The sequence below is a fragment of the Variovorax sp. GW821-FHT09B05 genome, assembly GCF_059418265.1.
The window spans coordinates 136957-160484 of the sequence record NZ_JBWKPN010000009.1; the positions used below are offsets into that span (position 1 = coordinate 136957).

The following is a 23528-nucleotide window of genomic DNA, read 5'->3' on the forward strand; positions in this document are numbered from 1 at the left end:
GCACAGTGAACCTCAGCGGCGTCACCAATGATGTCCAAGGCCTCAGCAACAAGACCCTGACCGATCCGACATTCGCGACAGTCGGCCGTGCGGCGACCGAAGAGCAATTGAAGCTCGTCGACCAGACCGCGAATGCGGGCTGGAACGTGGCGGCCAACGGAGAAGCCACAGGCGCGAACGTTGCACCCGGCGGCAAGGTGGATTTCAGCAACTCGGATAGCAACGTCACGATCACCCGCACGGGTACGAACCTGGACCTGAAGCTGGCCGACGATGTGAAGGTCAACAACAGCGTGACGGTGGGCCAGAGCGTGGTGAACACGACAGGGCTGACGGTCAACAACGGAACCACCACGACGGCGGTTTCGGCAGGTGGAGTGACCAGCGGCACAGTGAACCTCAGCGGCGTCACCAATGATGTCCAAGGCCTCAGCAACAAGACCCTGACCGATCCGACATTCGCGACTGTCGGCCGTGCGGCGACCGAGGAGCAATTGAAGATCGTCGACCAGACCGCCAATGCGGGCTGGAACGTGGCAGCCAACGGAGAAGCCACAGGCGCGAACGTTGCGCCCGGCGGCAAGGTGGACTTCAGCAACTCGGACGGCAACGTCACGATCACTCGCACGGGTACGAACCTGGATGTGAAGCTCGCGGACGACGTGAAGGTCAACAACAGCGTGACGGTGGGCCAGAGCGTCGTGAACACCACGGGTCTGACCGTCAACAACGGAACCACGACAACGGCGGTTTCGGCGGGAGGTGTGACCAGCGGCACGGTGAACCTCAGCGGCGTCACCAACGACATCCAAGGCCTCAGCAACAAGACGCTGACCGATCCAACGTTCGCGACCGTGGGCCGTGCGGCAACCGAAGAGCAGCTCAAGCTGGTCGACCAGATGGCCAGCGCGGGCTGGAACGTGGCGGCCAATGGCGAGGCCACGGGCGGCAATGTGGCGCCGGGCGGCAAGGTCGACTTCAGCAACTCGGATGGCAATGTCACGATCAAGCGCACGGGTACGAACCTGGACGTGAAGCTGGCCGATGACGTGAAGGTCAACAACAGTGTGACCGTGGGCCAGAGCGTCGTGAACACGACGGGCCTGACCGTCAACAACGGAACTACCACGACGGCCGTCTCGGCCGGTGGCGTGACCAGCGGCACGGTGAACCTCAGCGGCGTCACCAACGACATCCAGGGCCTGAGCAACAAGACGCTGACCGATCCGAGCTTCGCGACCGTGGGCCGCGCAGCGACCGAAGAGCAGCTCAAGCTCGTCGACCAGACCGCCAGCGCCGGCTGGAATGTGGCTGCCAACGGCGAAGCCACGGGAGGCAATGTCGCGCCGGGCGGCAAGGTCGACTTCAGCAACTCGGATGGCAACGTCACGATCACTCGCACGGGTACGAACCTGGACGTGAAGCTCGCGGACGACGTGAAGGTCAACAACAGCGTGACGGTGGGGCAGAGTGTGCTCAACACCACGGGGTTGACGGTCAACAACGGGACCACGACGACGGCCGTGTCGGCCGGTGGCGTGACCAGTGGCACGGTGAACCTCAGTGGGGTCACCAACGACGTCCAAGGCCTCAGCAACAAGACGCTGACCGATCCGACGTTCGCAACCGTGGGCCGTGCCGCAACGGAAGAGCAGCTCAAGCTGGTCGACCAGACCGCCAGCGCAGGCTGGAACGTGGCCGCCAACGGCGAAGCGACCGGCGGCAATGTGGCCCCGGGTGGCAAGGTCGATTTCAGCAACTCGGACGGCAACGTCACGATCACCCGTACCGGGACCAACCTGGACGTGAAGCTCGCCGATGACGTCAAGGTCAACAACAGCGTGACGGTCGGCCAGAGCGTCATGAACACGACGGGCCTGACGGTTGCCAATGGGACCACGACGACGGCCGTGTCGGCTGGCGGCGTGACCAGCGGCACGGTGAACCTCAGCGGTGTCACGAACGACATCCAGGGCCTGAGCAACAGGACCCTGACTGACCCGACATTCGCGACGGTGGGCCGCGCAGCGACCGAAGAGCAGCTCAAGCTCGTCGACCAGACCGCCAACGCAGGCTGGAACGTGGCCGCCAACGGCGAAGCCACGGGCGGCAATGTGGCACCGGGTGGCAAGGTGAACTTCGGCAACTCGGATGGCAACATCGCGATCCAGCGCACGGGCACCGATCTCGACTTCAAGCTGGCCGACGACGTCAAGGTCAACAACAGCGTGACGGTGGGGCAGAGCGTCGTGAACACGACGGGCCTGACCATCAACAACGGCGCGACAACCACGGCCGTATCGGCGGGCGGCGTGACCAGTGGCACGGTGAACCTCAGCGGCGTTACGAACGACATCCAGGGCCTGAGCAACAAGACCCTGACCGATCCGACATTCGCGACCGTGGGCCGCGCAGCGACCGAAGAACAGCTCAAGCTCGTCGACCAGACCGCCAGCGCAGGCTGGAACGTGACGGCCAATGGCGCGGGCTCGACCACGGCCAACATCGGCGCGAACGGCAAGGTCACGTTCAATGGCGACAGCAACATGACCGTGACGCAGAACGGCGTGGCCAATGACGGGCAGGTGAAGGTGGCGCTCAACAAGGACGTGAACCTCACGGCCGCGGGCAGCCTGAGCACGGGCAACAGCCGGGTCGACAACGCGGGCCTGACGGTGAACGACGGGAGCACCACGACAGCCGTGTCGGCCGGTGGCGTGAGCAGCGGCACCGTCAAGCTCAGCGGTGTCACGAACGACATCCAGGGCCTGAGCAACAAGACCCTGACCGATCCGACATTCGCGACCGTGGGCCGTGCTGCAACGGAAGAGCAACTCAAGCTCGTCGACCAGACTGCCAACGCGGGCTGGAACGTGGCGGCCAATGGCGAAGCCACGGGCGGCAACGTGGCACCGGGTGGCAAGGTGAACTTCGGCAACTCGGATGGCAACGTCACGATCCAGCGCACGGGCACCGATCTGGACTTCAAGCTCGCCGACGACGTCAAGGTCAACAACAGCGTGACGGTGGGCCAGAGCGTCGTGAACACGACGGGCCTGACGGTCAACAATGGGACCACCACGACGGCGGTGTCGGCTGGCGGCGTGAGCAGCGGTACTGTGAACCTCAGCGGTGTCACGAACGACATCCAGGGCTTGAGCAACAAGACCCTGACCGACCCGACATTCGCGACCGTGGGCCGCGCAGCGACCGAAGAACAACTCAAGCTCGTCGACCAGACCGCCAGCGCAGGCTGGAACGTGGCCGCCAACGGCGAAGCCACGGGCGGCAATGTGGCGCCCGGCGGCAAGGTGAACTTCGGCAGCTCCGACGGCAACGTCGCGATCCAGCGCACGGGCACCGACCTCGACTTCAAGCTCGCCGACGACGTCAAGGTCAACCACAGCGTGACCGTGGGCGACACGGTGATGAACAACGCCGGCGTGGCCGTGGGTCCGGACGTCAAGCTCGGATCGACCGGCCTGACGATCGCGGGCGGTCCGAGCGTGACCACCTCGGGCATCGATGCCGGCGGCAAGGTGATCGCCAACGTCGCGCCGGGCGTGGCCGCCACCGACGCGGTCAACGTGAGCCAGCTCAACGACACGGTGGACAAGAGCAAGACCAGGTACTACAGCGTGAACTCGACCGGCGGCGGCAACGCGCAGAACGACGGCGCGACCGGTGCCGACGCCATCGCCTCGGGCAAGGACGCGAAGGCCGCGGGCGACGACGCGGTGGCCATGGGCACGGCGGCGCAGGCCACCGGCGCCAGCGCCACGGCGCTCGGGAACGCCGCCTGGGCGCTCGGCGACCGCGGCACCGCGGTGGGCTACTTCTCGACCGCGGGCGGCATCGACAGCACCGCCTTCGGTGCCTGGTCGCGGGCCCTGGGCAACGGTAGCGTGGCGGCCGGCGCGGCCTCGACCGCCGCGGGCACGGCCAGCGTGGCCGTGGGGGCGGGCAGCACCGCGACCGCCGATGGCGGCGTGGCGCTGGGCGCGCTCTCGGCGGCCGACCGCGCGGCGGGCACGGCGGGCTATGTGCCGCCGGGCGCCGATGCCGCGTCATCGAAGGCGATCGCCTCCACCACCGCCACGTCGGGCGCCGTCGGCGTCGGCGATGCGGCCAACGGCCTGCTGCGCCAGATCACCGGTGTGGCCGCGGGCTCGGCGCTCACCGATGCGGTCAACGTGGCGCAGTTGCAGGCCGTGGCCAGCCAGGCCGCGAGCGCGGGCAACAAGTGGATCACCGGTTCGCCGACCACCTACGTGGCGCCGACGTCCAGCGGCAAGGACGGCACCGCGGTGGGATCGGGCGCGGTCGTCAAGGCCGACAGGGGCGTGGCGATCGGCACCGGTGCCGTGGTCAGCACCGACAACAGCGTGGCGCTGGGCAACGACTCGACGACCTCGAAGGCCAGGCCCACCGAGGAGGTGACGATCCAGGGCACGACCTACAAGTTCGCCGGCGCCAAGCCGGTGGGCGTGGTCAGCGTGGGCTCGGAAGGCAAGGAGCGCCAGATCACCAACGTCGCGGCCGGCGAGATCAGCGCCACCAGCACCAACGCGGTGAACGGCAGCCAGCTCTACGCGACCAACCAGGCCATCAACAACATCCAGACCGGCTCGGGCATCAAGTACTTCCATGCCAACTCGCAGGCGGCGGACTCGAACGCCGCCGGTGCCGAGAGCGTGGCCATCGGCCCGCGCGCCGAGGCACTGGGCCACAGCGCGGTCGCCACCGGCAACGGCGCGCGCGCCATCGGCGCGGGCAGCCTCGCGCTCGGCGGCAACTCGCTGGCCTCGAGCAGCAACGGCGTGGCGCTGGGCAATGGCGCGGTGGCCGACCGCGCGGGCATGAACGGCCAGCGCGAGATGTTCTCGGGCGTGGCCGTGGCTTCCGCGCAGGGCGCGCTGTCGGTCGGCGCGAGCGGCAACGAACGCCAGATCACCAACGTGGCCGGCGGCACGCAGGCCACCGACGCGGTCAACGTGCGGCAGCTGCAGGCGGTGCAGCAGAGCACGGTGCGCTACGACACCAACCCCGACGGCACCGTCAACTACAACAGCGTGACGATGGGCAACGGCGCCTCCAACGGGCCGGTGACGATCCAGAACGTGGCGCCGGGCGTCGCGCCCACCGACGCGGTCAACGTGCAGCAGCTCAACCAGTCGAGCGCCGCCAACAACGCCTACACCGACATGCGCGCGAATGCGCTGGGCAACGAGATCCGCAGCGTGGCGCGCAATGCCTACGCCGGCGTCGCGGCCGCGATGGCGGTGCAGATGCCGGGCTCCTACGTGCCGGGCAAGACGGTGATGCGCATGGGCTATGGCGTCTTCAAGGGCGAGAGCGCGATGGGCGTGAGCTTCCGCCGCACGGCCGAGAGCAACGCCTGGAGCCTGACCGGCGGCGTCGGCCTGAGCCGTGCCGGCGCGTCGGCCACGGTGGGCGCGGAATGGGTCTTCAATTGAGCACGGGGAGAAGGACGATGAGCACGAGTCGAACGAAGCAGGCGGCGGGGCTGGCCCTGCTGGTCATCGCGGGGACGCTGATCCAGGGCTGCGCGTCGCCCGGTGCGGCGATCGACAAGGAGGCGCAGGCGCGCGCCGCCGCGGAGCAGCCCGCGCCGCCGAAGCCCGAGGAGTTTCCGGATCCGGCCAGGGCCAACTGGAAGCAGGGCGCGTTCCCGGCGCCGAAGGCGTTCGAGCGGGTGCGCCCCGGCATGGGCAAGGACCCGCTGCGCGAGCTACTGGGCTGGCCGCATTTCAGCGAGGGCCTGTGGGGCGTGCGCGAGTGGAACTACATCTTCCACTTCTACAACGGCAAGGGCAGCGACTACACCACCTGCCAGTACATGGTGCGCTTCAATGCCGACAACCTGGCGACCGGCGCATGGTGGAAGAACCCCGAGTGCGCGCTGCTCGCGCAGCCGCCCGCGGTCACGCCGATTCCCGCCAGCACCAGGCTCGCGCCGCCGCAGAAGCTCACGCTCAGCGCCGACGGCCTGTTCCGCTTCGACGGCGCCGCGGCCACCGACCTGCTGCCCGAGGGCCGTGCACGGGTGGAGCGCCTGGCCGGCGAGCTGCGCCACGGCTTCCGCGCGCTGCACTACGTCATCGTGACCGGTCACACCGACCGGCTCGGCGGCGATGCCTACAACGAGGCCCTGTCGCTGGCGCGCGCGAACACCGTGCGCGACCTGCTCGTGCAGCAGGGCATCGAGCGCAAGCTGATCCGGACCGCCGGCATGGGCAAGCGCCAGCCCGTGGTCAGCGACTGCGAGGGCACGCGCGCATCGCCGGCGCTGCTGCAATGCCTGCAGCCCAACCGGCGGGTCGAGATCGACGTGGCGGGGGAGCAGTAGGCCATGCGCGCGGCGCCGAGCCGCCCCCTGGCCAGCCCGCATCGCGGCGCGACGCACGGCGGTGTTTCGATGGGCAAGCGCGTCCAGCTCGGGCTGCGGATCGCGCTGGTCGACGCCGATGCGCTGCAGCGTGCCTGCACCGCCAATTCGCTCACCGCGCTCGGGGCCGATGTCGTGCCCTTCGTGCATCTCGCCGACCTCGTCGGTGCCTTCGATGCCCGGCAGAAGTTCGACGGCGTGGTCGTGGGCCTGCATGCCGATGCGCGGCGGACGCTGTCGCGCGTGCCCGACCTCGAGGCCGCGGCCGGCCGTGCGCTGCCGCTGGTGTACGTGACGCACCGCAGCGAGCTGCAGGCCGTCGATGCCGTGCCGACCGCCCTGCGCGCGGGCCGGTCGTTCCAGCTGCTGTGCTCGCCGGTCGAGGACGCGCAGCTGCTGGCCTGGCTGGAGACGCTGGCGGCCTGGGGCCGCGGAACGCTGCGCGCACGGGCCTGAAGCAAGGCGGCCGCTATGGCTGCGCGGGCTCGGCCGGCACCGCGACGATCTGGTAGCCCTGGCCGTACACCGCGCGCAGCACGAAGCCGTTCTCGGCGCGCAGGTCGAGCCGGCTGCGCACGTTGGTGGCGCAGACGTCGAGCACGCGCGCCCCGGCGCGCGGCGTGGGCGTCTGCCAGACCGATTGCCAGAGCCATTCGCGCGTGACCACCTGGCCGAGGTGGCGGAACAGGGTCAGCGCGAAGGCGTACTGGCGCGGCTGCAGCCGGATGCTGCGATGGCGGTGCAGCACCGTGCTGGCCGTGCCGAGAAAACGGTAGTCGCCCCAGGCGCCGAAACCCGAGGTGGCGGCCGGCGCGTTGCGGGGCGGCCGCTGCTTCGACAGCAGCGCCCGCAGGCGCCATTCGAGTTCCGTCGTCGCGCTCTCGCTCGGGACCTCGTCGAACTCGATCAGGTCGTCCCAGCCCGGCGCGCCGTGCCAGGAGGCGAGCTGCGCCCACTGCCGCGTGCGCACCACGAGCAGCGTGGGCAGTTCCAGCGTGCGGCAGACGGCGAACAGGCTGCGGCGCGTCAGTTCGTCTTCCACCGCCACGAGCAGCAGGTCGAAGTGCTCGCCGGCACTAAGCGCGGCCAGGAAGCTCGTCGGTCCCGCGAACGCGACGGCGTCGTGGCCCATGCGCCGCAACTGGCCGAGCAGGCGGCCGCCGTCGCCGTGCCGATCGTCGATCAATGCCACGTGCGCCCCGCCTGCCCCATCGGTCCTGTCGAGGGAGGGCGTTTTCATTTCCATCTTGCTGACATGCCTGTGCGCGGGTGCCGGGAGCTCCAACCGTGAAGGCGCAATGGCATGCCGCCAGGCTCCCGGCATCACGGTGTCCGCATCCGGTGCTCTCGCGGCAAGGGCCATGGTCGGGGTTTCTGGTTGTCGCTGGCGGCATGCCTTGCGCTCGAGTCCTGGATGGTGGCGAGGGAGCGGGAAGGCTGCTTGCGTGCCGCGACAATTGGTCAGGATGCGCTGCGATCTCCGGAAAAAAGTGTGATCTTTGGCGCGGGTTTTCTGCCCGGCCGACCCTTGATCGGGGCCGTGATCTGGTTCGGTGATGGCGGGAACCGCGGGCTCGAGACCGCCTTTCCTATGAGGCGTTCGGGCCGCGCGTGTCCCGGCGGCCCGGGCCCTCGCTGGTGGCCTACTTATAATTCACGGCCGATGTCGCCCCTGACATCCCCCTCGAAATGCAGGCGCCTCCTCTCGCGATCGCGCCTCCCCCGCTTCCCCATGCCTTCGCCCGTGTCCCCGTTCGTTTCCGATCCAGCCGGATCGCTTCCCACGCATCGCCTCTCGCTCCCGCGGCCTCGCAACGGCTTTGTCGGCGCAGCAGCGCTGAACGCCCCGCGCCGCTGAAGCCCGCCCCGTGCAAGACCTTCTCTCCGGCGCCAGCCCGGTGCTGGCCTTCATGGCCTGCGTCGCCCTCGCCACCTACGCCCAGAACCTCACCGGCTTCGCCTTCAGCCTGATCCTCCTCGGCCTGGTCTCGGTGTTGCATATCGCGAGCGTCAGCGACGCGGCCAACGCGGCCACGGTGCTGAGCCTGATCAATGCCTGGACCTACTTCCGCGCCCGGCCCGGCCCGGTGCCCTGGCAACTGATGAAGCCGGCGCTCAATGGCAGCACGGTGGGCGTGATCGTCGGTCTGATGCTGCTGACCTGGCTCAGCGGCAGCGCGGTCGACTGGCTGCGCGCGCTGCTGGGGGTGTCGATCCTTGGCTGCGCGGTGCTGCTGGTGTTGCAGGCGAAGCCGCTGCCCGCGATCTCGGGGCGCAAGAGCTTCGCCATCGTCGGCTGCCTGTCGGGCGTGCTCGGGGGGCTGTTCTCGAGCTCGGGGCCGCCGATCGTGTTCCACATGTACCGGCAGCCGCTGGACCGCGAGCTGGTGCGGCGCGCGCTGCTGCTGATGTTCGCGTTCAACTCGCTGGTGCGGCTCGTGATCGTGGTGCCGACCGGGCACTTCTCGTGGCATGCCGCGCTGCTCGCGGCCTGCGCGATGCCGGTGGTCTATGCGGCCACGCGGCTGCACCACCGGCTGCCCAACCGGCTGCAGCCGCGCACGCTCAAATGGCTGGTGGGCGGACTGCTGGCTGCCGCGGGTTCGACGCTGTTCGCCGCGGCCTGGGCCGCGATCGCGCACGGCTGAGCGCCACCGATCGCGGTGGCATGGCGCCGCCGCGCGGGGCCTTCACGAGGCGGCGGCTTACACGCGAAGTGCCCGAACCGCCCCTGTCGCGGCGCATGGCGCATTGGAAAATCCGGCCAGAACCTCCCCAGGTCGTTCGCGTTGCACGAAGACAGGCTCCGGTCGCCCCGGGCGTGTGTTCCTTCCAAAAAAAACCGCCCTCGCTGTCATGCCATCCTCGTCATCCCTCACCTCCACGGGAATTCCCGGCCTCGACGACATCCTGGGCGGCGGGTTGCCCGCGCAGCACCTCTATCTGGTCGAGGGCACGCCGGGCACGGGCAAGACCACGCTCGCGCTGCAGTTCCTGCAGGCCGGTCGCGCCGCGGGCGAGCGCGGGCTCTACGTCACCTTGTCCGAAACCTCCGAGGAACTGACCCAGGTCGCGGCTTCGCATGGCTGGTCGCTCGACGGCATCGAGGTCTACGACCTGGTGAGCGACGAGGGGCTCAGCGAGGAGGCCGAGCAGACCGTGCTGCATCCCTCGGAGTTCGAACTCGGCGAGACCACGCGCGACGTGATGCGCCTGGTCAACGAGCAGAAGCCGCAGCGCGTGGTCTTCGACAGCCTGTCGGAGATGCGGCTGCTGGCCCAGAGCGCGCTGCGCTACCGGCGCCAGATCCTCGCGCTCAAGCGCTTCTTCGCGCAGCGCGGCTGCACGGTGCTGATGCTCGACGACCGCTCGGGCGGCGATGGCGACCAGCACCTGCACAGCATCGCGCACGGCGTGCTGCACCTGGAGCAGAACACCAACGACTATGGCGCCGACAAGCGACGGCTGCGCGTGGTGAAGCTGCGCGGCGTGAAGTTCCGCAGCGGCGAGCACGACTTCAACCTCGACCGCGGCGGCCTGCAGGTATTTCCGCGGCTGGTGGCCAGCGAGCACGAGCAGAAGATCGACGAGCGGCTGGTCTCGACCGGCACCCCGGCGCTCGACGCTTTGCTCGGCGGCGGCCTGACGCCCGGCAGCAGCCTGCTGCTGGCCGGGCCGGCGGGCGTGGGCAAGACCACCACCGCGATCAGCTGCGCCGTGGCCGCCGCGCGGCGCGGTGCGAAGGTCGCCTACTACCTGTTCGACGAGGGCCTGGGCACGCTGCGGCAGCGCTCGCGGGCGCTGGGGCTCGATGTCGAGCCCTACATGAGCTCGGGCCACATCACGATCCGCACGCTGGACCCGGCCGAGGTCTCGCCGGGCCAGTTCGCGCATTCGGTGCGCATGGCGGTGGAGCAGGACGGCGTGCAGATGGTGGTGATCGACAGCCTCAATGCCTATCTGCACGCCATGCCCGGCGGCAAGTACCTGATACTGCAGATGCACGAGCTGCTGGCCTACCTGAACCTGCGCGGGCTCACCACGCTGCTGATCCTGTCGCTGCATGGCACCGTGGGCGAGATGCGCGCCGACGTGGACCTGAGCTACCTGAGCGATGCGATGCTGAACTTCAGGTACTTCGAGGCGCGCGGCAACCTGCTGAAGGCGATCTCGGTGATCAAGAGCCGCACCAACGCGCACGAGCAATCGATCCGCGAGTTCCGCCTGGGACCGCACGGGGTCGAGGTCGGCAAGGCGCTGAGCGACTTCCAGGGGGTGCTGTCGGGCGCGGCCCGCTACACGGGCACGCAGCCGTTGCTGGGCGATAGCGATATCGCCACGCCGACCCCATGAAAGGGCCGGTGTGGAAAACCGCATCCTGATCCTCGCGCCGCGCGGCCGGGATGCGCAGGTGATCCGGGCCGTGCTCGAAGGCCAGGCCATCGAATGCCTGGTCTGCCCCGACGCGTCGTCGCTGCTGGCGGAACTGGAGACCGCGGCCGCGGCCGCGATCGTGACCGAGGAGTCGCTGGCGGACGGCTTCGACGGCGCGCTCGGCGCCTGCCTGGCGAAGCAGCCGGCCTGGTCCGACCTGCCCTTCGTGGTGCTGGCGATGCGCCAGTCGGGGCGGCGTTCGGCCAGCGCGCAGGCCTCGCTGCAGCAGCTGGGCAACTCGGTGCTGCTCGAGCGGCCGCTCAATCCCGAGACGCTCGCGAGCGCCGCGCGTTCCGCCCTGCGCGCGCGCCAGCGGCAGTACGCGACGCGCCGCCACCTGAACGATATCGAGGCGGCCAAGGCCACGGTCGAGCGGCTCAATGCCGAGCTCGAAGGGCGCATCGCCACCCGCACGGCCGAGCTCGCGGGCGCCAACGACTGGCTGATGCGCGAGATCGCCGAGCGCGAACGGCTGCAGGCCAACGTGGTGCAGGGCCAGAAGCTCGAGGCCATCGGCCGGCTCACGGGCGGCATCGCGCACGACTTCAACAACCTGCTGCACGTGGTCAACCTCAACCTGGAGTTCATCGCGCGGCTGGCGCCCGAGGGCAAGCTGACCGACTACGCGCGCCGCGCGAAGGAGTCCGTGGCGCGCGGTTCGCGCCTGACCGGGCAGCTGCTGTCGTTTGCGCGGGCGCGCAGCCTGGTGCCGCGGCTGCATGGCGTGAATGCGCTGGTCACCAATCTGCGCGAGCTCATCGAGGTCTCGGTCGGCTCGAAGGTTCGGGTGGCATTCGATCTCTGGCCCAGCGAACTCTGGGTGATGCTCGATGGCGCGCAGCTCGAGATGGCGCTGCTGAACATGTCGGTCAATTCGCGCGACGCGATGCCCGAAGGCGGGCAGCTGACCATCCGCACGGCATTGGCGAGCGCGCCCGACGGTTCGCCGCAGGTGCTGGTGAGCGTGGAGGACACCGGCAGCGGCATACCCAGCGCGGTGCTGTCGAAGGTATTCGATCCTTTCTTCACCACCAAGGCCAACGGCCATGGCACGGGGCTGGGGCTGAGCCAGGTCTACGGCTTCGCCAGCCAGTCGGGCGGACAGGCCGAGATCCGCAGCACGCCGGGCGAGGGCGCGACCGTGACCTTGCGCTTTCCGCTGTCGCAGCCCGAGCAGGCGGATGACACCGCATTGCCGCGCGAGCGCGAAGGCACCGCGCCCGCACGGCAGGACCCGCGCAGCGAGGTGCTGGTGGTGGAGGACGATGCCGAGGTCCGCCAGGGCATCGCCGAAGGCCTGCGCCTGCTGCAGTACACCGTGCGCGAGGCCAGCGACGGCCACAGCGGCCTGCAGGAGCTGCAGCGCCGCCGGCCCGACCTGCTGATGGTCGACTACCTGATGCCGGGCATGAACGGCGCCGAGCTCGCGGCCGCCGCGCGCCGGCTCTATCCGCAGATGCCCGTGCTGGTCGCGACCGGCTATGCCGACATGGCGGAGGTGCAGAAGGTGGTCGGTTCGCACTCCGTGCTGCGCAAGCCCTTCGACCTCGAGACGCTCAGCGGCGCCGTGAGCGCGGAGCTCGGCCGTGCGCGGACGACGGCGCAGGCCGCGGACGAGCGCGAACGGATCGTTTCCGGGTCATAAGCTCACAGCGATTCGTTCTTTGGCGCCGCGCGGGGTCTAGGCCACACTGCGGGGCCCATGCCTTCCCTCACCGTCATTCCCGACGCAGCCAGCCCGTCGGCCGATGCCGGGTTCGATGCCCAGGCCGACCGGGTGGCCGACTGGCTGCTCGGCAGCCTCGAGTGGAACGCCACGCTGTTCCACGTGGGCCAGTACTGCGGCCGCTGGCGCGCCTCGACGGCGGGCCGTGCGCGCGCGAGCTTCCACCTGATCCTCGAGGGCCGCTGCTGGCTGCACCGGCCGGGGCTCGAATCGGTGGCGCTGTCGCCGCGCGACGGCGTGTTCCTGATGCGCGACGTGCCGCATTTCCTCTCGCCCTATGCCGACCCCGGCATCGACTGCGCGTCGCGCGCGATGCAGCCGCTGTCGGCCAGCCCCGCGCTCGGCGAAACGGCACTGGCCTGCGGCTTCTTCTCGTTCGACGGGCCGTTGCGCGACCTGGTCGCGCAGTCCTTTCCCGACTGCCTGGTGCTGCGCGCCGACGACCTCGCGATGGCTTCGGCCGCCACCCTGTTCGACCTGATGCGCAGCGAGGCGCTGCGCGCCGGCACCGAGCCCTCGGTGCTGATGGACCGGCTGGCCGGCCTGCTGTTCTTCTATGGCCTGCGCCACGTGGCGCGCAGCGACGCGAACGCGCGCGGCTTCTGGGGCCTGCTGCGCCGGCGCGGCTTCGCGCCCTTGCTGGCGGCGCTGCTGCAGTCGCCCGAGCGGCCCTGGAGCGTGGCCGACATGGCGCAGCGCGTGCATCTCTCGCGCGCGGCCTTCTTCCGCCAGTTCGGCGAGGCCTGCGGCCAGTCGCCGCTGCAGTTCCTGCAACTGCTGCGCATGCAGATCGCGGCGCGCAAGCTGACGCAGGGCGAGTCGATCGCGCAGGCCGCCGAGGCCGTGGGCTACGACTCCTATGCCGCGTTCTCGCGCACCTTCAAGCGCGTGATCGGCGAGCAGCCGGGCGCCTGGCAGCGCGCGCGCCGGCTCGACCGCAGCGAGGCCGCCGGCGTGACCGCGGGCGAGACGAACCGGCACAGATCCGAGACGCCCGGTCATTGATGCCCGCGGGCGCGCCGCGAAGAATCGGTGCCAGTTTCCGCACTACACGAGCCGCACCGACATGACACGCCTGACCCTGCACACCGAGACCTCCGCGCCCGAAGCCAGCCGTGCGCTGGTGGCGCGCGCCGCCGCCAACAACGGCTTCCTGCCGAACCTGATCGGCATCCTCGCCAATTCGCCGCAGGCGCTCGAGACCTACCTCAGCGTGGCCCAGACCACCGCGCGCGGCGAACTCACGCTGGCCGAGCGCGAGGTGCTGCAGATCACGGCCGCGCGCATCCACGGCTGCGACTTCTGCGTGGCTGGCCATTCGGCCGCGGCGCTCAAGCAGGCCAAATTGCCGGCCTCGGCCGTGGTGGCGCTGCAGCGCGGCGAGGCCACGGGCGAGGCGCGGCTCGATGCGGTGCGCGCCTTCACCGAGGCCGTGATCGCGAGCCGCGGCAAGGTGAGCGACGAGGCGCTCGCGGCCTTCCGCGGCGTGGGCTTCTCCGAGCGTCAGGTGCTCGAGGTGGTGCTCGGCGTGAGCCTGGCCACGCTGTGCAACTTCGCCAACAGCCTGGCCGGCAGCGCGGTCAACCTGCAACTGCAGCCCTACCTGCCCGAGAACCTGCGCGCCGACGCAGCGCCCGCCCATGCTGGCTGAGGCCGACCGGCACTGGCTCGACGCGCAGGCCGAGGCGCTCGACAGCGACAGCGCACAGGCGCACGCGGTGCTGCCGCGGCTCGCGGGCGCGCAGCTGTTCGGGCTCGGCGTGCCGCGTGTGATCGGCGGTCAGGGCGGCGACGTGCGCGATGCCATCGAGGCCATCGCCGCGGTGGCCGGCCATTCGCTCGCGGCCGCCTTCACCTTCTGGGGCCAGCGCGTCTTCATCGAATACCTGCTGCAGTCGCCCAACCAGGCGCTGCGCGAGCGCTGGCTGCCCGCGCTGCTCGACGGCTCGCTGGCCGGTGCCTCGGGGCTGTCGAACGCGATGAAGTTCCTCGGCGGCATCGAGGCGCTGCAGATCACGGCCACGCGGCAGGAGGGCGCGCCCGGCTGGCGGCTCGACGGCAGCGTGCCGTGGTGCACCAACCTGCGGCCGCAGGGCTTCGTGGCCGCGGTGGTGGTGCAGCGTGCCGATGGCGGCGCGCCTCTCGTGGCTGCGCTGCAGGGCGGGCAGGCGGGCGTGGAGCGCAGCGCCGATCTCGACCTGATCGCGCTGCGCGGCAGCAACACCGCCTCGCTGCGCATCGAAGGCGCGCGGCTCGCGGCCGACGAATTGATCCACGACGAGGCCAACCGCTTCCTGCCGACGGCGCGGCCCGAGTTCCTCGGCCTGCAATGCGGGCTGTCGATCGGGCTCGCGCGCGCCGCGCTCGCGACCGCGGCGCAGATCGGCGGTGCCGGGCGCGCGGTGCTCGACGCATCGCTCGTCGAGCAGCGGCAAGCGCTCGATGCCACGGTCGATGGGCTCTACGCGGGCATCGCCGATGGCCGCTTCCGCACCCAGCCCGAGGCGCTGTTCCGCGCCCGGCTCGCGCTGGCCGACATCGCGCAGGCCGCGGTGCAGCTCGAGCTGCAGGCCAGCGGCGGCCGCGGCTACCACCGCGACCAGCCGCTGAGCCTGGCGCGGCACTGGCGCGAGGTGGCGTTCGTGCCGATCGTGACGCCGAGCGTGGTGCAACTGCGTGGCGAACTCGCGCGCCGCGCGGCGCAGTCCGCATCGTGAGCGCCCTGGCTGCCGAGATCGGCCTCGACGATGCCGCGAACGCGCCGCACCCGGTGCTCGAGGCGCGCGATCTGGCCTTCGGCTTCGATGCGGCAAGGCCGGTGTTCAGCGGCGTGTCGCTCGCGGTGGCGCCGCGCGAGATCGTCTGCCTGCTCGGCGGCAGCGGCTGTGGCAAGTCCACCTTGCTGCGCCAACTCGCGCGGCTCGAGGTGCCCGGCGTCGGGCATGCCGAGGGCGAGATCCGTTTTCTCGGCGAGGCCTCGAGCGCACCGCATCCGCGCGCGGCGCTGGTGTTCCAGCAGCCGGGCCTGCTGCCATGGCTCGATGCGGCGCGCAACGTGGGCTTCGGGCTCGACTTCACGCGCCAGCCGAAGCTCGAACGCGAGCTGCGCGCGCGCCGCGTGCACGACGCGCTCGCGGCCGTGGGGCTCGCGGGGCAGGGCGGGCTCTATCCGTCGCAGTTGTCGGGCGGCATGGCACAGCGCGTGGCGCTGGCCCGGGCGCTCGCGCGCGAGCCGGTGCTGCTGCTGGCCGACGAACCCTTCTCGGCGCTCGACGCCATCACCCGCACCGAGATGCAGGAACTGCTGGTCGATGTGGTGCACCGCTGGCGCACCGCCGCGTTGCTGGTCACGCACGACATCGACGAGGCCATCCTCGTCGGTGACCGCATCCTGCTGATGGGCGAGCGGCCGGGCCGCATCGTGCGCGAATGGCGCGTCGACATGCCGCGCCCGCGCAGCGATGGCGCCGCCTTCACCGCGCTGCGGCTCGACATCCTCGCCGCGCTGCAGGCCACGCGCCGTCATTCCTCCATCGAATCGCCACCCGGCATGCCAGAAAGAAAGCCCGTCGAATGACCGACCCGAATCCCGCCCACGGCGCCGCGCTGCGCGCCACCCATGTCTGCGCCTCGTCCGCCTGCGACTGCGGCCTCACGCGGCGCGACATGCTGCGGCTGTCGGCTCTGGCCGGCGCGGCGGTGGCGGCGCCTTTTCTCTCGGCCGGCGATGCGATGGCCCAAGGCTTCAAGGGCGACGACCAGCCCGTGAAGATCGGCTATTTGCCGATCACCGATGCCACGCCGCTCTTGATCGCGCATGCGCGCGGGCTGTTCGACAAGGAGGGGCTGCGTGCCGAGGCGCCGCGCATGTTCCGTTCGTGGGCGCAGATCGTCGAGGCCTTCGTCGCGGGCCAGGTCAACGTGATCCACCTGCTCACGCCGGCCACGCTGTGGGTGCGCTACGGCTCGAAGTTCCCGGCCAAGATCGCGGCCTGGAACCACATCAACGGCTCGGCACTCACCGTGCTGCCCGAGATCGGCAAGCTCTCCGACCTCGGCGGCAAGACCGTGGCTGTGCCGTTCTGGTATTCGATCCACAACGTGCTGCTGCAGGACATGTTGCGTGCCGAGGGCCTCAGCGCCGTCACCAAGGGCGCGGGCGCCGGCGGCGGCGTGGGCCCGAAGGAGGTCAACCTCGTGGTGCTGGCGCCGGCCGAGATGGTGTCGGCCCTGGCCGCGCGTTCCATCGCGGGCTTCATCGTGGCCGAGCCCTTCAACGCGGCGGCCGAGATCGCGGGCGTCGGCAAGGTGCTGCGCTTCTCGGGCGACGTCTGGAAGGACCACGCCTGCTGCGTCACCTTCCTGGCCGAGCGCGACATCGCCGAGAAGCCCGAGTGGGCGCAGCGCGTGACCCACGCGATCGTCAAGGCCCAGCTGTGGACGCGCGACAACCGGCTCGACGCGGCGCGGCTGCTGTCGAATGCCGGCGAGCGGCGCTACACGCCGCATCCGCCGCAGACCCTGGCCAAGGTGCTGGCCGCCACCGACTACGCGAGCTACGAGGCCAGCGGCGTGGTGCGTCACAAGGGCTGGAGCCAGCGGCGCATCGATTTCCAGCCCTATCCCTTCGCCTCCTACACCGAGCAACTGGTGCGCGCCGTGCAGGGCACCCGGGTCGAGGGCGAGAACGCCTTCCTGCGCGCGCTCGATCCGAAGTTCGTGGCGCGCGACCTGGTCGACGACCGCTTCGTGCGCAAGGCGATCGAGGCCGTGGGCGGGCCGCAGGTGTTCGGCGTGGCGCCGGACTACCAGCGGCGCGAGACCATCGCGGTCTGACGTGGGTCGCCGCCTCGGACTGCCGCTGGCCGGCCTCGCGCTGGCGCTCGTGCTGTGGTGGGCCGGCAGCGCCTGGCTCGCGCAGCGCACGCCCATCGCCGCGGCCTTCGCGCCCTGGCCGTCGGCGCTGGCGCTCGCGCGCCTCGTCTCCGGCCCCGACATCTGGCAGCACGCGCTGCTGAGCCTGCAGCGCGTGGCCGTCGGCCTGGCGCTGGCGATCGTGTTCGGCGTGCCGCTGGGCGTGCTCACCGGGCTGTGGCGCGGCTTCGCGCAGGCCAGCACGCCGGTGTTCCAGTTCTTGCGCATGATCTCGCCGCTGTCGTGGATGCCGATCGCCGTGATGGTGCTCGGCGTGGGCGACCTGCCGGTGTATTTCCTGCTGGCCTTCGCGGCCGTGTGGCCGATCCTGCTCAACACCGCGGCCGGCGTGGCGCAACTCGATCCGCACTGGCTCACGCTCGCGCGCAGCCTGTCGGCCACGCGCCGCGAGACCGTGCTGCGCGTGATCCTGCCGGGCATCACCGCGCACCTGCTCACGGGCGTGCGGCTCGCCATCGGCATCATCTGGATCGTGCTGGTGCCGGCCGAGATGCTCGGCGTGTCGGCCGGGCTCGGGTACTTCATCCTCGACACGCGCGACCGGCTCGCCTATTCGGAGCTGATGGCGGTGATCGTGCTGATCGGGGCGCTGGGGTATCTGCTCGATGGGTTGGCGCGGTGGCTGCATGCGCGGTGGCTGCATGGGTGAGGGGAGCGCGTGCGGCAGGCAGGGGCAACCGAACAGGAAAGCGAACTGGAAAATTCAGCCTTCTGAATGACGCAAGGACTTCATACAAAGCGTTGAATACATTGGTTTTTTAAGCAGAATCAACCGGCAAAAGAACCGGAAGCCATGAGCGAAAGACCGATCCCCCTGTCTGCCACGACCAGGCGAGCTTCATGAAGCGCCTGCCTCTCTTCGCAATCCTGCTGTGGCTTTGCATCGCCCTCGGCTCGGCCAACGCGGCGCCGCCGACCTACCAGGATCTGCAGGCCGACCCGGGCACTGTGCCGATGCAGCCAACCTGGCAATTGCGGCCGGTGAATGCATCAGCACCGCCCTGGGAAGACATCTTCACTTTCACCATCGGCATCGCCCCGGACCTGATCGAGAAGGCGCGTTGGCTGAGCCTGAATCCGGGCAGGAACAGCGAGCGCGCGCCCGCGCTGTTCGACGCCCTCGACGGGCGAGTGCTTTTCCTGTCACCGACGGCGCGCAGCTTCTGCGATGGCCGCTGGCAGGTCGCGTGGCTGGAGCGCATCGGCATCATCGGCATCGACGGCGCACTCCAGCCGACGCTCAAGGCGTGGCTGGTGGAGCAAAAGCCCGGCGGCGGTCAACGGACCACCGTAGGCATCGGGCGCATCGATGCGCAAGGGCAGTGGGCCGTGCCGCCCGTGCATTGCGATGGCAAGGACACGACATCCATCGACTCCCCCGCCGCCCTGTCCTACCTGATGCCCGACGAATCCAGGCCAGCGGCTTCCGACCTGCAGGTGGACACGGTCTACGCACAGCCCGGCTTGCGCGATGCCGCGGGGCAGTGGCGCACGCCGCCGCCGCCGCGTGACATCACCACGGCGCAATGGATGGACTACCAGCGGCAGAGGCCGGCACCCGGCTCCACTGGCTCGGGCCTCATCGACGCGCGAGGCAGGATGGTGATCCCGTTCATCTTCGGCGGGCTGCCCGACGCGACGGCCCAGCGGCGCATCCGGCTGTGCACCGCCGTCGGACTCGATCGCCAGCGCAACGCCAGCACGCCGCACGCGTGCCGCTGGCAACGGCTGCACGGCAGCAACACCGACGCCGCACTGCGGCCCGCCAAGGATGCGGACACCGGCCGATGGGGCTACCGGAACGCGCAGGGCCAATGGGCGATCGCGCCGCAGTTCCAGGAGGCGCGAGCGTTCCGTCATGGCTATGCCGTCGTCGCGGGCGCGTTCCCCCAGGACTGGCGGCCGCCCGGGTGGCAGGACGAGCGGCCGATCATCCGGCAGTTCCACCGCATGGGCCGCCATTGGGTGGCCGAAGCCCTGGTGCGCAACGCGTCCACCGCCCGCGCATGGGAGATACGCTACGGCCTGCTCGACGATGCGGGGCAATGGCTGGCCGCCGTGCCGCAGCCCACGCTGCACGTGACCGTGCCGTTTCCACCCGGTGGCCGCAGCAGCCACTATGCCGGGATGCTGGCGAGCCACCTGCCCCGGCTGCTGGGACGCGGCGTGCAGGTCGATCACGTGCCGCAAGCCACCGAGGCCGACTACCGCCGGCTGATGACGGAGGGCGGCAACGAGAAGATCCTGCTCGCGGCACTGAGGCTGCCGCGCGGAGGGATCGAGGGCGTGCACCAGGGCCCGCCGATCGATGCGCTGATGCAGGCCCTTCGTCCCGTCACGCTGCTGGCGTCGCAGCCGCTGGTGCTGGCCATCGACAGCACGAGGGCCGACACGCTGGGCATTCACGACACGGACGACCTGCTCGCCTACGCGCGGGCCCACCCCGGCAGCCTGCGCATCGGCACGGGCGAAGACGGCTGGACCGGCCACCTCGCCTTCGGCCAGTTCCGCGCGCTGAGTGGCGTCGATGTGCAACGCGTGGTCTTCAAGGGCATGTATCCCGACTCCGACGTCGTCACGAAGGAGCATGCGGTGGACCTGCTGTTCGCGCCCGTGAACGGCGTGGCGGTCGCCGTACGACGCGGCCAGTTGCGCGTGCTGGGCACCACCGCCGACCCGGCGCGCCCGCAAAGCTTCGACGGTGTGTCGTGGCCGACGCTGGCCTCGAGCGCGCCCTTGAGCGGCTACGCGACGTACGACCACTTCAGCCTCTGGGCACCCGCGAATTCGGATGCCGCGTCCAATCGCATCGTGCAGCAAGCCGTGGCCCAGGTGCTTGCCAGGCCCGAGGTGCAAAAGCAGCTGCAAGACCTTCAGGTGGTCGGCGGCGGCGGTTCACCCGAGCGCTTGCTGGCGCTGGAAGACGAAGAGCGCGAACGCTGGCTGCGTGCGCTTTCTTCGTCGGGGCGTTGATCGCGCTGCCGGGTCTTCGGGCGTGACGGCCTCGACGGTCGCGCTCATTCCGTCGCGAACCACGCCAGCGCCATCGCCGGCAACGCGAACCCGATCCACGACGCCAGCGGCCATCCGCCCTTCGCATAGGCCCAGGCACCGAGTGCCGACCCCACCGCACCACCGAGGAAAAAGGTCGCCATGTAGAGCCCGTTGAGCCGCGAGCGCAGTTCGGCACCGAGGCCGAAGATCGCGCGCTGCCCCAGGGTCATGTTGGCCGCCACGCCGAAGTCCAGCACCACCGCCGCGACCACCAGCAGGCCCAGCGACAGCGGCGATCCGCCATGGGTGAAGTGGGCCATCAGGAAGCTGCCCGCCACCGCGAGCATGGCGCCGATGGTCGCGCCGCGGCTCCAGCCGCGGTCGGCGGCACGGCCGACCAAGGGGGCGGCCACGGCGCCCGCCACGCCCACCAGCGCGAAGAGGGCGATCTCGGCCTGCGACAGCCCGTAGGCGCTGCTCGCCAGCAGCAGCGGCGTGACGGTCCAGAACAGGCTGAACGATGCGAACAGGAAGGCGTGATAGAGCGCGCGCCGCTGCAGGACCCGCGTGGTGCGCGCGAGCCGCACCATCGATGCGAGCAACTCGCCGTAGCGCAGCCGGTGCGACGGCGTGCGCGTCGGCAGCGCCAGCGCGAGGACCAGGGCCAGCACCAGCATCAGCGCCGAGGACAGCACGAACACCAGGTGCCATGACGACAGCTGCGCGACGAAGCTCGCCGCCGGCCGCGCCCCCATGATGCCCAGCATCAGCCCGCTCATCACGCTGCCGACGGCACGCCCGCGCCGGGCCTCGGGCACCAGGTGGGTGACGTAGGGCACCAGCACCTGGACCGCCACGGTGCCGAGCCCGATGAACAGCGCCGCCGCCAGGAAGGGCAGCGGATGGGTGGACAGCCCCGCGGCCAGCAGCGACAACGCATCGATGCACAGCAGGACCAGCACCAGCAGCCGGTTCTCGACCAGGTCGCCGAGCGGGACGATGAACAGCAGGCCCAGTCCGTAGCCAAGCTGCGTCAGCGTGACGATCAGGCCGGTGGCGGCGGGCGACAGCCCGAGCGCGGCGCTGATCAGTCCGGCCAGTGGCTGCGCGTAGTAGAGGTTGGCCGCGGCCAGGCCGCAGGCCGTGGCCACCAGCGGCACCAGCCAGGCATGGGGTTGCGCGGCGGTGGCGCGTGGCGTCGCCGTGTTCGTGGAGGTCGTCATGGGGAGCGTGAGAGCGTGGAAGAAAGGAAAACGCCAAATAAGGAAATGTTCATGTCCCAAATTGGCAAAAAAAAGATCGGTCGAAGGTCAGTCGAAGATGTGCATCGCGGCCTCGGCGACCGCCAGCATCTCCTTCTTGCTGCGGCCCGTGGTGCCGACCACGCGCATGCCCTGAAGGACGCACAGCACGAGGCGCGCGGCGGTCCTGTCGTCGAGGGCGGTGGCGATCGAGCCGTCGTCCTTGCCCTGCCGGATCAGTTCCTCGAGCAGCGCCTCGTTCCGGTCGAGCGAGCGCTTGACGCGCTGCGCGACCTCGTCGTCGAGCGTGGCCAGTTCGGTGGCCGTGCCGACCACCAGGCAGCCGCGCTCGCCCTCGACGCCATGCGACGAGCCCGCGAAGAAGCCGAGCACGTTGAACAGCCGCTCGCGGCCCGTGGCGCCGCGCTCGACCTGGGCCCGGATCAGCGGATCGCGCCTCTCCTTGTAGCGGTCGAAGGCCGCGAGAAAGATGCCGCGCTTGTCCTTGAAGGCCTTGTAGACGCTGCCCGAGGTCAGCGCCATCGCGGATGTCAGGTCGGTGATCGAGGTGCCGTGGTAGCCGCGTTCGCGGAAGACCAGCACGGCCTTGTCGAGCGCCTCGTCCATGTCGAACTCGCGTGGGCGGCCGCGGCCCCGCGTGGTGTTGACCTGGATCGAAGGGGAGGAGGGCATGGGCGGCGAGTATATAGGGAATGATCGATCCCTATTATGCGGACCGGCAAAGGCGAGGCTTTCCCGGCCGCTGAACTGCGCTCCCTAGACCTGCTCGCGGGCATCCGGCTGGCCATCGGCATCAACTGGATCGTGCCGATCGGGACGCTGGGGTATCAGCTCGATGGATTCGCGCGCTGGCTGCATGCGCGGTGGACGCATGGGTGAGGGGGCTGCCATGCCGGTGGTCACGAGACCGTCATTCGCGAATGTGATCCTCGCAGTAGTTGAAATGCCGTCCACAAGCTTGCCGATACGATCCTCTTCTTCCTTGTCGGCTTCCGTGCATGGTGGTTGTGGGCGAGTTGTCGTACGGGGCTCTGGCCGGGGCAAGGACGACAGGCTCGTGCGAGCCGTTGCCTCCGGCCTGACGTGTACCGCAGTTTGCGTCTGCATCGCCTGGATATCGACAGCGAAGGCGGTCGCCGCGGGCACTGACGCGCAGTCGGTGGATATCGCCACTGGCGCTTCGTCCGAATCGCAGATGCTGGACTTCGATGTGCCGGCGCAGCCATTGGTGACTGCCTTGGCGCAATACGCCACGGTGTCGGGGCGATCGGTGATGTTCATCGACGAATGGGTGGCCGGGCGAACTTCCGCACCGGTGCGAGGGCGCTATACCTCGCATGCAGCCTTGCGGATCTTGCTGGCCGGCACAGGCTTCACTGCGGATGACGTGGACACCCAGCTTTCCGGTGCCTTCATACTTAAGCGCGTCGCAGGGGCGCCCGCGGTGGCATCGGCTGCCGGTTCGCAACGCCGGTACGACGCCCTGGTTCAGGCCCGTGTCTGGGAGGCATTGTGTGCCGATCTCCGCACTGCCCCGGGCCACTACCGCTCGATCCTGCAACTGCGGGTGGCCGCGTCGGGCCACATCAGCCAGGCCAGCCTGGTTTCGTCTTCGGGGGATCCTGGGCGGGATGCGGCCATGCTCGCGGCATTGGCGAATCTGAAGATGGACGGCCCACCACCAGCGGACCTGGCTCTGCCGCTCACGCTCGCCATCCTCCCGCACGACGTATTGCCCGGACCCCGCTGCGCCACGGTGCACTGACGC

Annotated in this window: 18 protein-coding genes; 15 read left to right on the forward strand and 3 right to left on the reverse strand. The window is 70.0% G+C overall.

The features are described 5' to 3' along the window. Window positions 1-107 precede the first annotated feature (107 nt). The 3 genes from AC07RM_RS23395 (at window position 108) to AC07RM_RS23405 (ending at window position 6865) form a co-directional block, all read left to right on the forward strand. Window positions 108-5477, forward strand: a complete 5370-nt coding sequence (locus AC07RM_RS23395; protein WP_495336056.1) for a YadA-like family protein — start codon at window positions 108-110, stop codon at window positions 5475-5477. A 17-nt stretch (window positions 5478-5494) separates the two neighbouring features. Then, complete coding sequence (locus tag AC07RM_RS23400; RefSeq protein WP_495336057.1) at window positions 5495-6370, forward strand: OmpA family protein; 876 nt, start codon at window positions 5495-5497, stop codon at window positions 6368-6370. A gap of 69 nt (window positions 6371-6439) precedes the next feature. Next, the gene (locus tag AC07RM_RS23405) at window positions 6440-6865 is read left to right on the forward strand and encodes an ANTAR domain-containing protein (protein ID WP_296783808.1); all 426 of its coding nucleotides are present in this window, start codon (window positions 6440-6442) and stop codon (window positions 6863-6865) included. Window positions 6866-6878: 13 nt separating this feature from the next. On the opposite strand, the gene AC07RM_RS23410 is transcribed toward AC07RM_RS23405, so the two are convergent. After that, window positions 6879-7649: a winged helix-turn-helix domain-containing protein gene (locus AC07RM_RS23410; protein WP_495336058.1), complete on the reverse strand. Its 771-nt coding sequence runs from the start codon at window positions 7647-7649 to the stop codon at window positions 6879-6881. Between the two features lie 628 nt (window positions 7650-8277). Between AC07RM_RS23410 and AC07RM_RS23415 the strand changes: the two genes are divergently transcribed. From AC07RM_RS23415 to AC07RM_RS23460, 10 genes are all read left to right on the forward strand, one after another. Beyond that, window positions 8278-9057, forward strand: a complete 780-nt coding sequence (locus tag AC07RM_RS23415; protein ID WP_495336059.1) for a sulfite exporter TauE/SafE family protein — start codon at window positions 8278-8280, stop codon at window positions 9055-9057. 208 nt (window positions 9058-9265) lie between these two features. Continuing rightward, the gene (locus tag AC07RM_RS23420) at window positions 9266-10762 is read left to right on the forward strand and encodes an ATPase domain-containing protein (protein ID WP_093345336.1); all 1497 of its coding nucleotides are present in this window, start codon (window positions 9266-9268) and stop codon (window positions 10760-10762) included. Window positions 10763-10772: 10 nt separating this feature from the next. Then, window positions 10773-12488 carry a response regulator gene (locus tag AC07RM_RS23425; protein ID WP_495336060.1) on the forward strand — a complete coding sequence of 572 codons (1716 nt, stop codon included), beginning with the start codon at window positions 10773-10775 and terminating at the stop codon, window positions 12486-12488. Between the two features lie 57 nt (window positions 12489-12545). Continuing rightward, complete coding sequence (locus AC07RM_RS23430; RefSeq protein ID WP_495336061.1) at window positions 12546-13574, forward strand: cupin domain-containing protein; 1029 nt, start codon at window positions 12546-12548, stop codon at window positions 13572-13574. Between the two features lie 61 nt (window positions 13575-13635). After that, a complete protein-coding gene (locus tag AC07RM_RS23435) occupies window positions 13636-14220 on the forward strand; it encodes a carboxymuconolactone decarboxylase family protein (RefSeq protein ID WP_495336062.1) in 585 nt (194 codons plus the stop codon). Then, window positions 14210-15286, forward strand: a complete 1077-nt coding sequence (locus tag AC07RM_RS23440) for an acyl-CoA dehydrogenase family protein (RefSeq protein WP_495336063.1) — start codon at window positions 14210-14212, stop codon at window positions 15284-15286. Before AC07RM_RS23435 ends, AC07RM_RS23440 begins: the two co-directional genes overlap by 11 nt. Continuing rightward, entirely contained in the window at window positions 15283-16146 is an 864-nt protein-coding gene (locus tag AC07RM_RS23445) for an ABC transporter ATP-binding protein (protein ID WP_495336064.1), read from the forward strand. The genes AC07RM_RS23440 and AC07RM_RS23445 overlap by 4 nt, the downstream gene beginning before the upstream one ends. Further along, the gene (locus AC07RM_RS23450; RefSeq protein ID WP_495336065.1) at window positions 16143-17405 is read left to right on the forward strand and encodes an ABC transporter substrate-binding protein; all 1263 of its coding nucleotides are present in this window, start codon (window positions 16143-16145) and stop codon (window positions 17403-17405) included. The genes AC07RM_RS23445 and AC07RM_RS23450 overlap by 4 nt, the downstream gene beginning before the upstream one ends. Window position 17406: 1 nt before the next feature. After that, on the forward strand, window positions 17407-18153 hold the full coding sequence (locus AC07RM_RS23455; protein WP_495336066.1) for an ABC transporter permease: 747 nt from the start codon (window positions 17407-17409) through the stop codon (window positions 18151-18153). A 191-nt stretch (window positions 18154-18344) separates the two neighbouring features. Next, window positions 18345-20477: a tripartite tricarboxylate transporter substrate-binding protein gene (locus AC07RM_RS23460; protein ID WP_495336067.1), complete on the forward strand. Its 2133-nt coding sequence runs from the start codon at window positions 18345-18347 to the stop codon at window positions 20475-20477. 44 nt (window positions 20478-20521) lie between these two features. On the opposite strand, the gene AC07RM_RS23465 is transcribed toward AC07RM_RS23460, so the two are convergent. Further along, entirely contained in the window at window positions 20522-21721 is a 1200-nt protein-coding gene (locus tag AC07RM_RS23465; RefSeq protein ID WP_495336068.1) for an MFS transporter, read from the reverse strand. A gap of 87 nt (window positions 21722-21808) precedes the next feature. Next, window positions 21809-22432, reverse strand: coding sequence for a TetR/AcrR family transcriptional regulator (locus tag AC07RM_RS23470; RefSeq protein WP_495336069.1), 624 nt, complete (start codon window positions 22430-22432; stop codon window positions 21809-21811). 36 nt (window positions 22433-22468) lie between these two features. On the opposite strand from AC07RM_RS23470, the gene AC07RM_RS23475 reads away from it, so the two are divergent. Together AC07RM_RS23475 and AC07RM_RS23480 are read left to right on the forward strand one after the other, a co-directional pair. Next, window positions 22469-22639, forward strand: coding sequence for a hypothetical protein (locus tag AC07RM_RS23475; protein WP_495336070.1), 171 nt, complete (start codon window positions 22469-22471; stop codon window positions 22637-22639). A 280-nt stretch (window positions 22640-22919) separates the two neighbouring features. Continuing rightward, entirely contained in the window at window positions 22920-23525 is a 606-nt protein-coding gene (locus AC07RM_RS23480) for an STN domain-containing protein (protein WP_495336071.1), read from the forward strand. Window positions 23526-23528 lie beyond the last annotated feature (3 nt).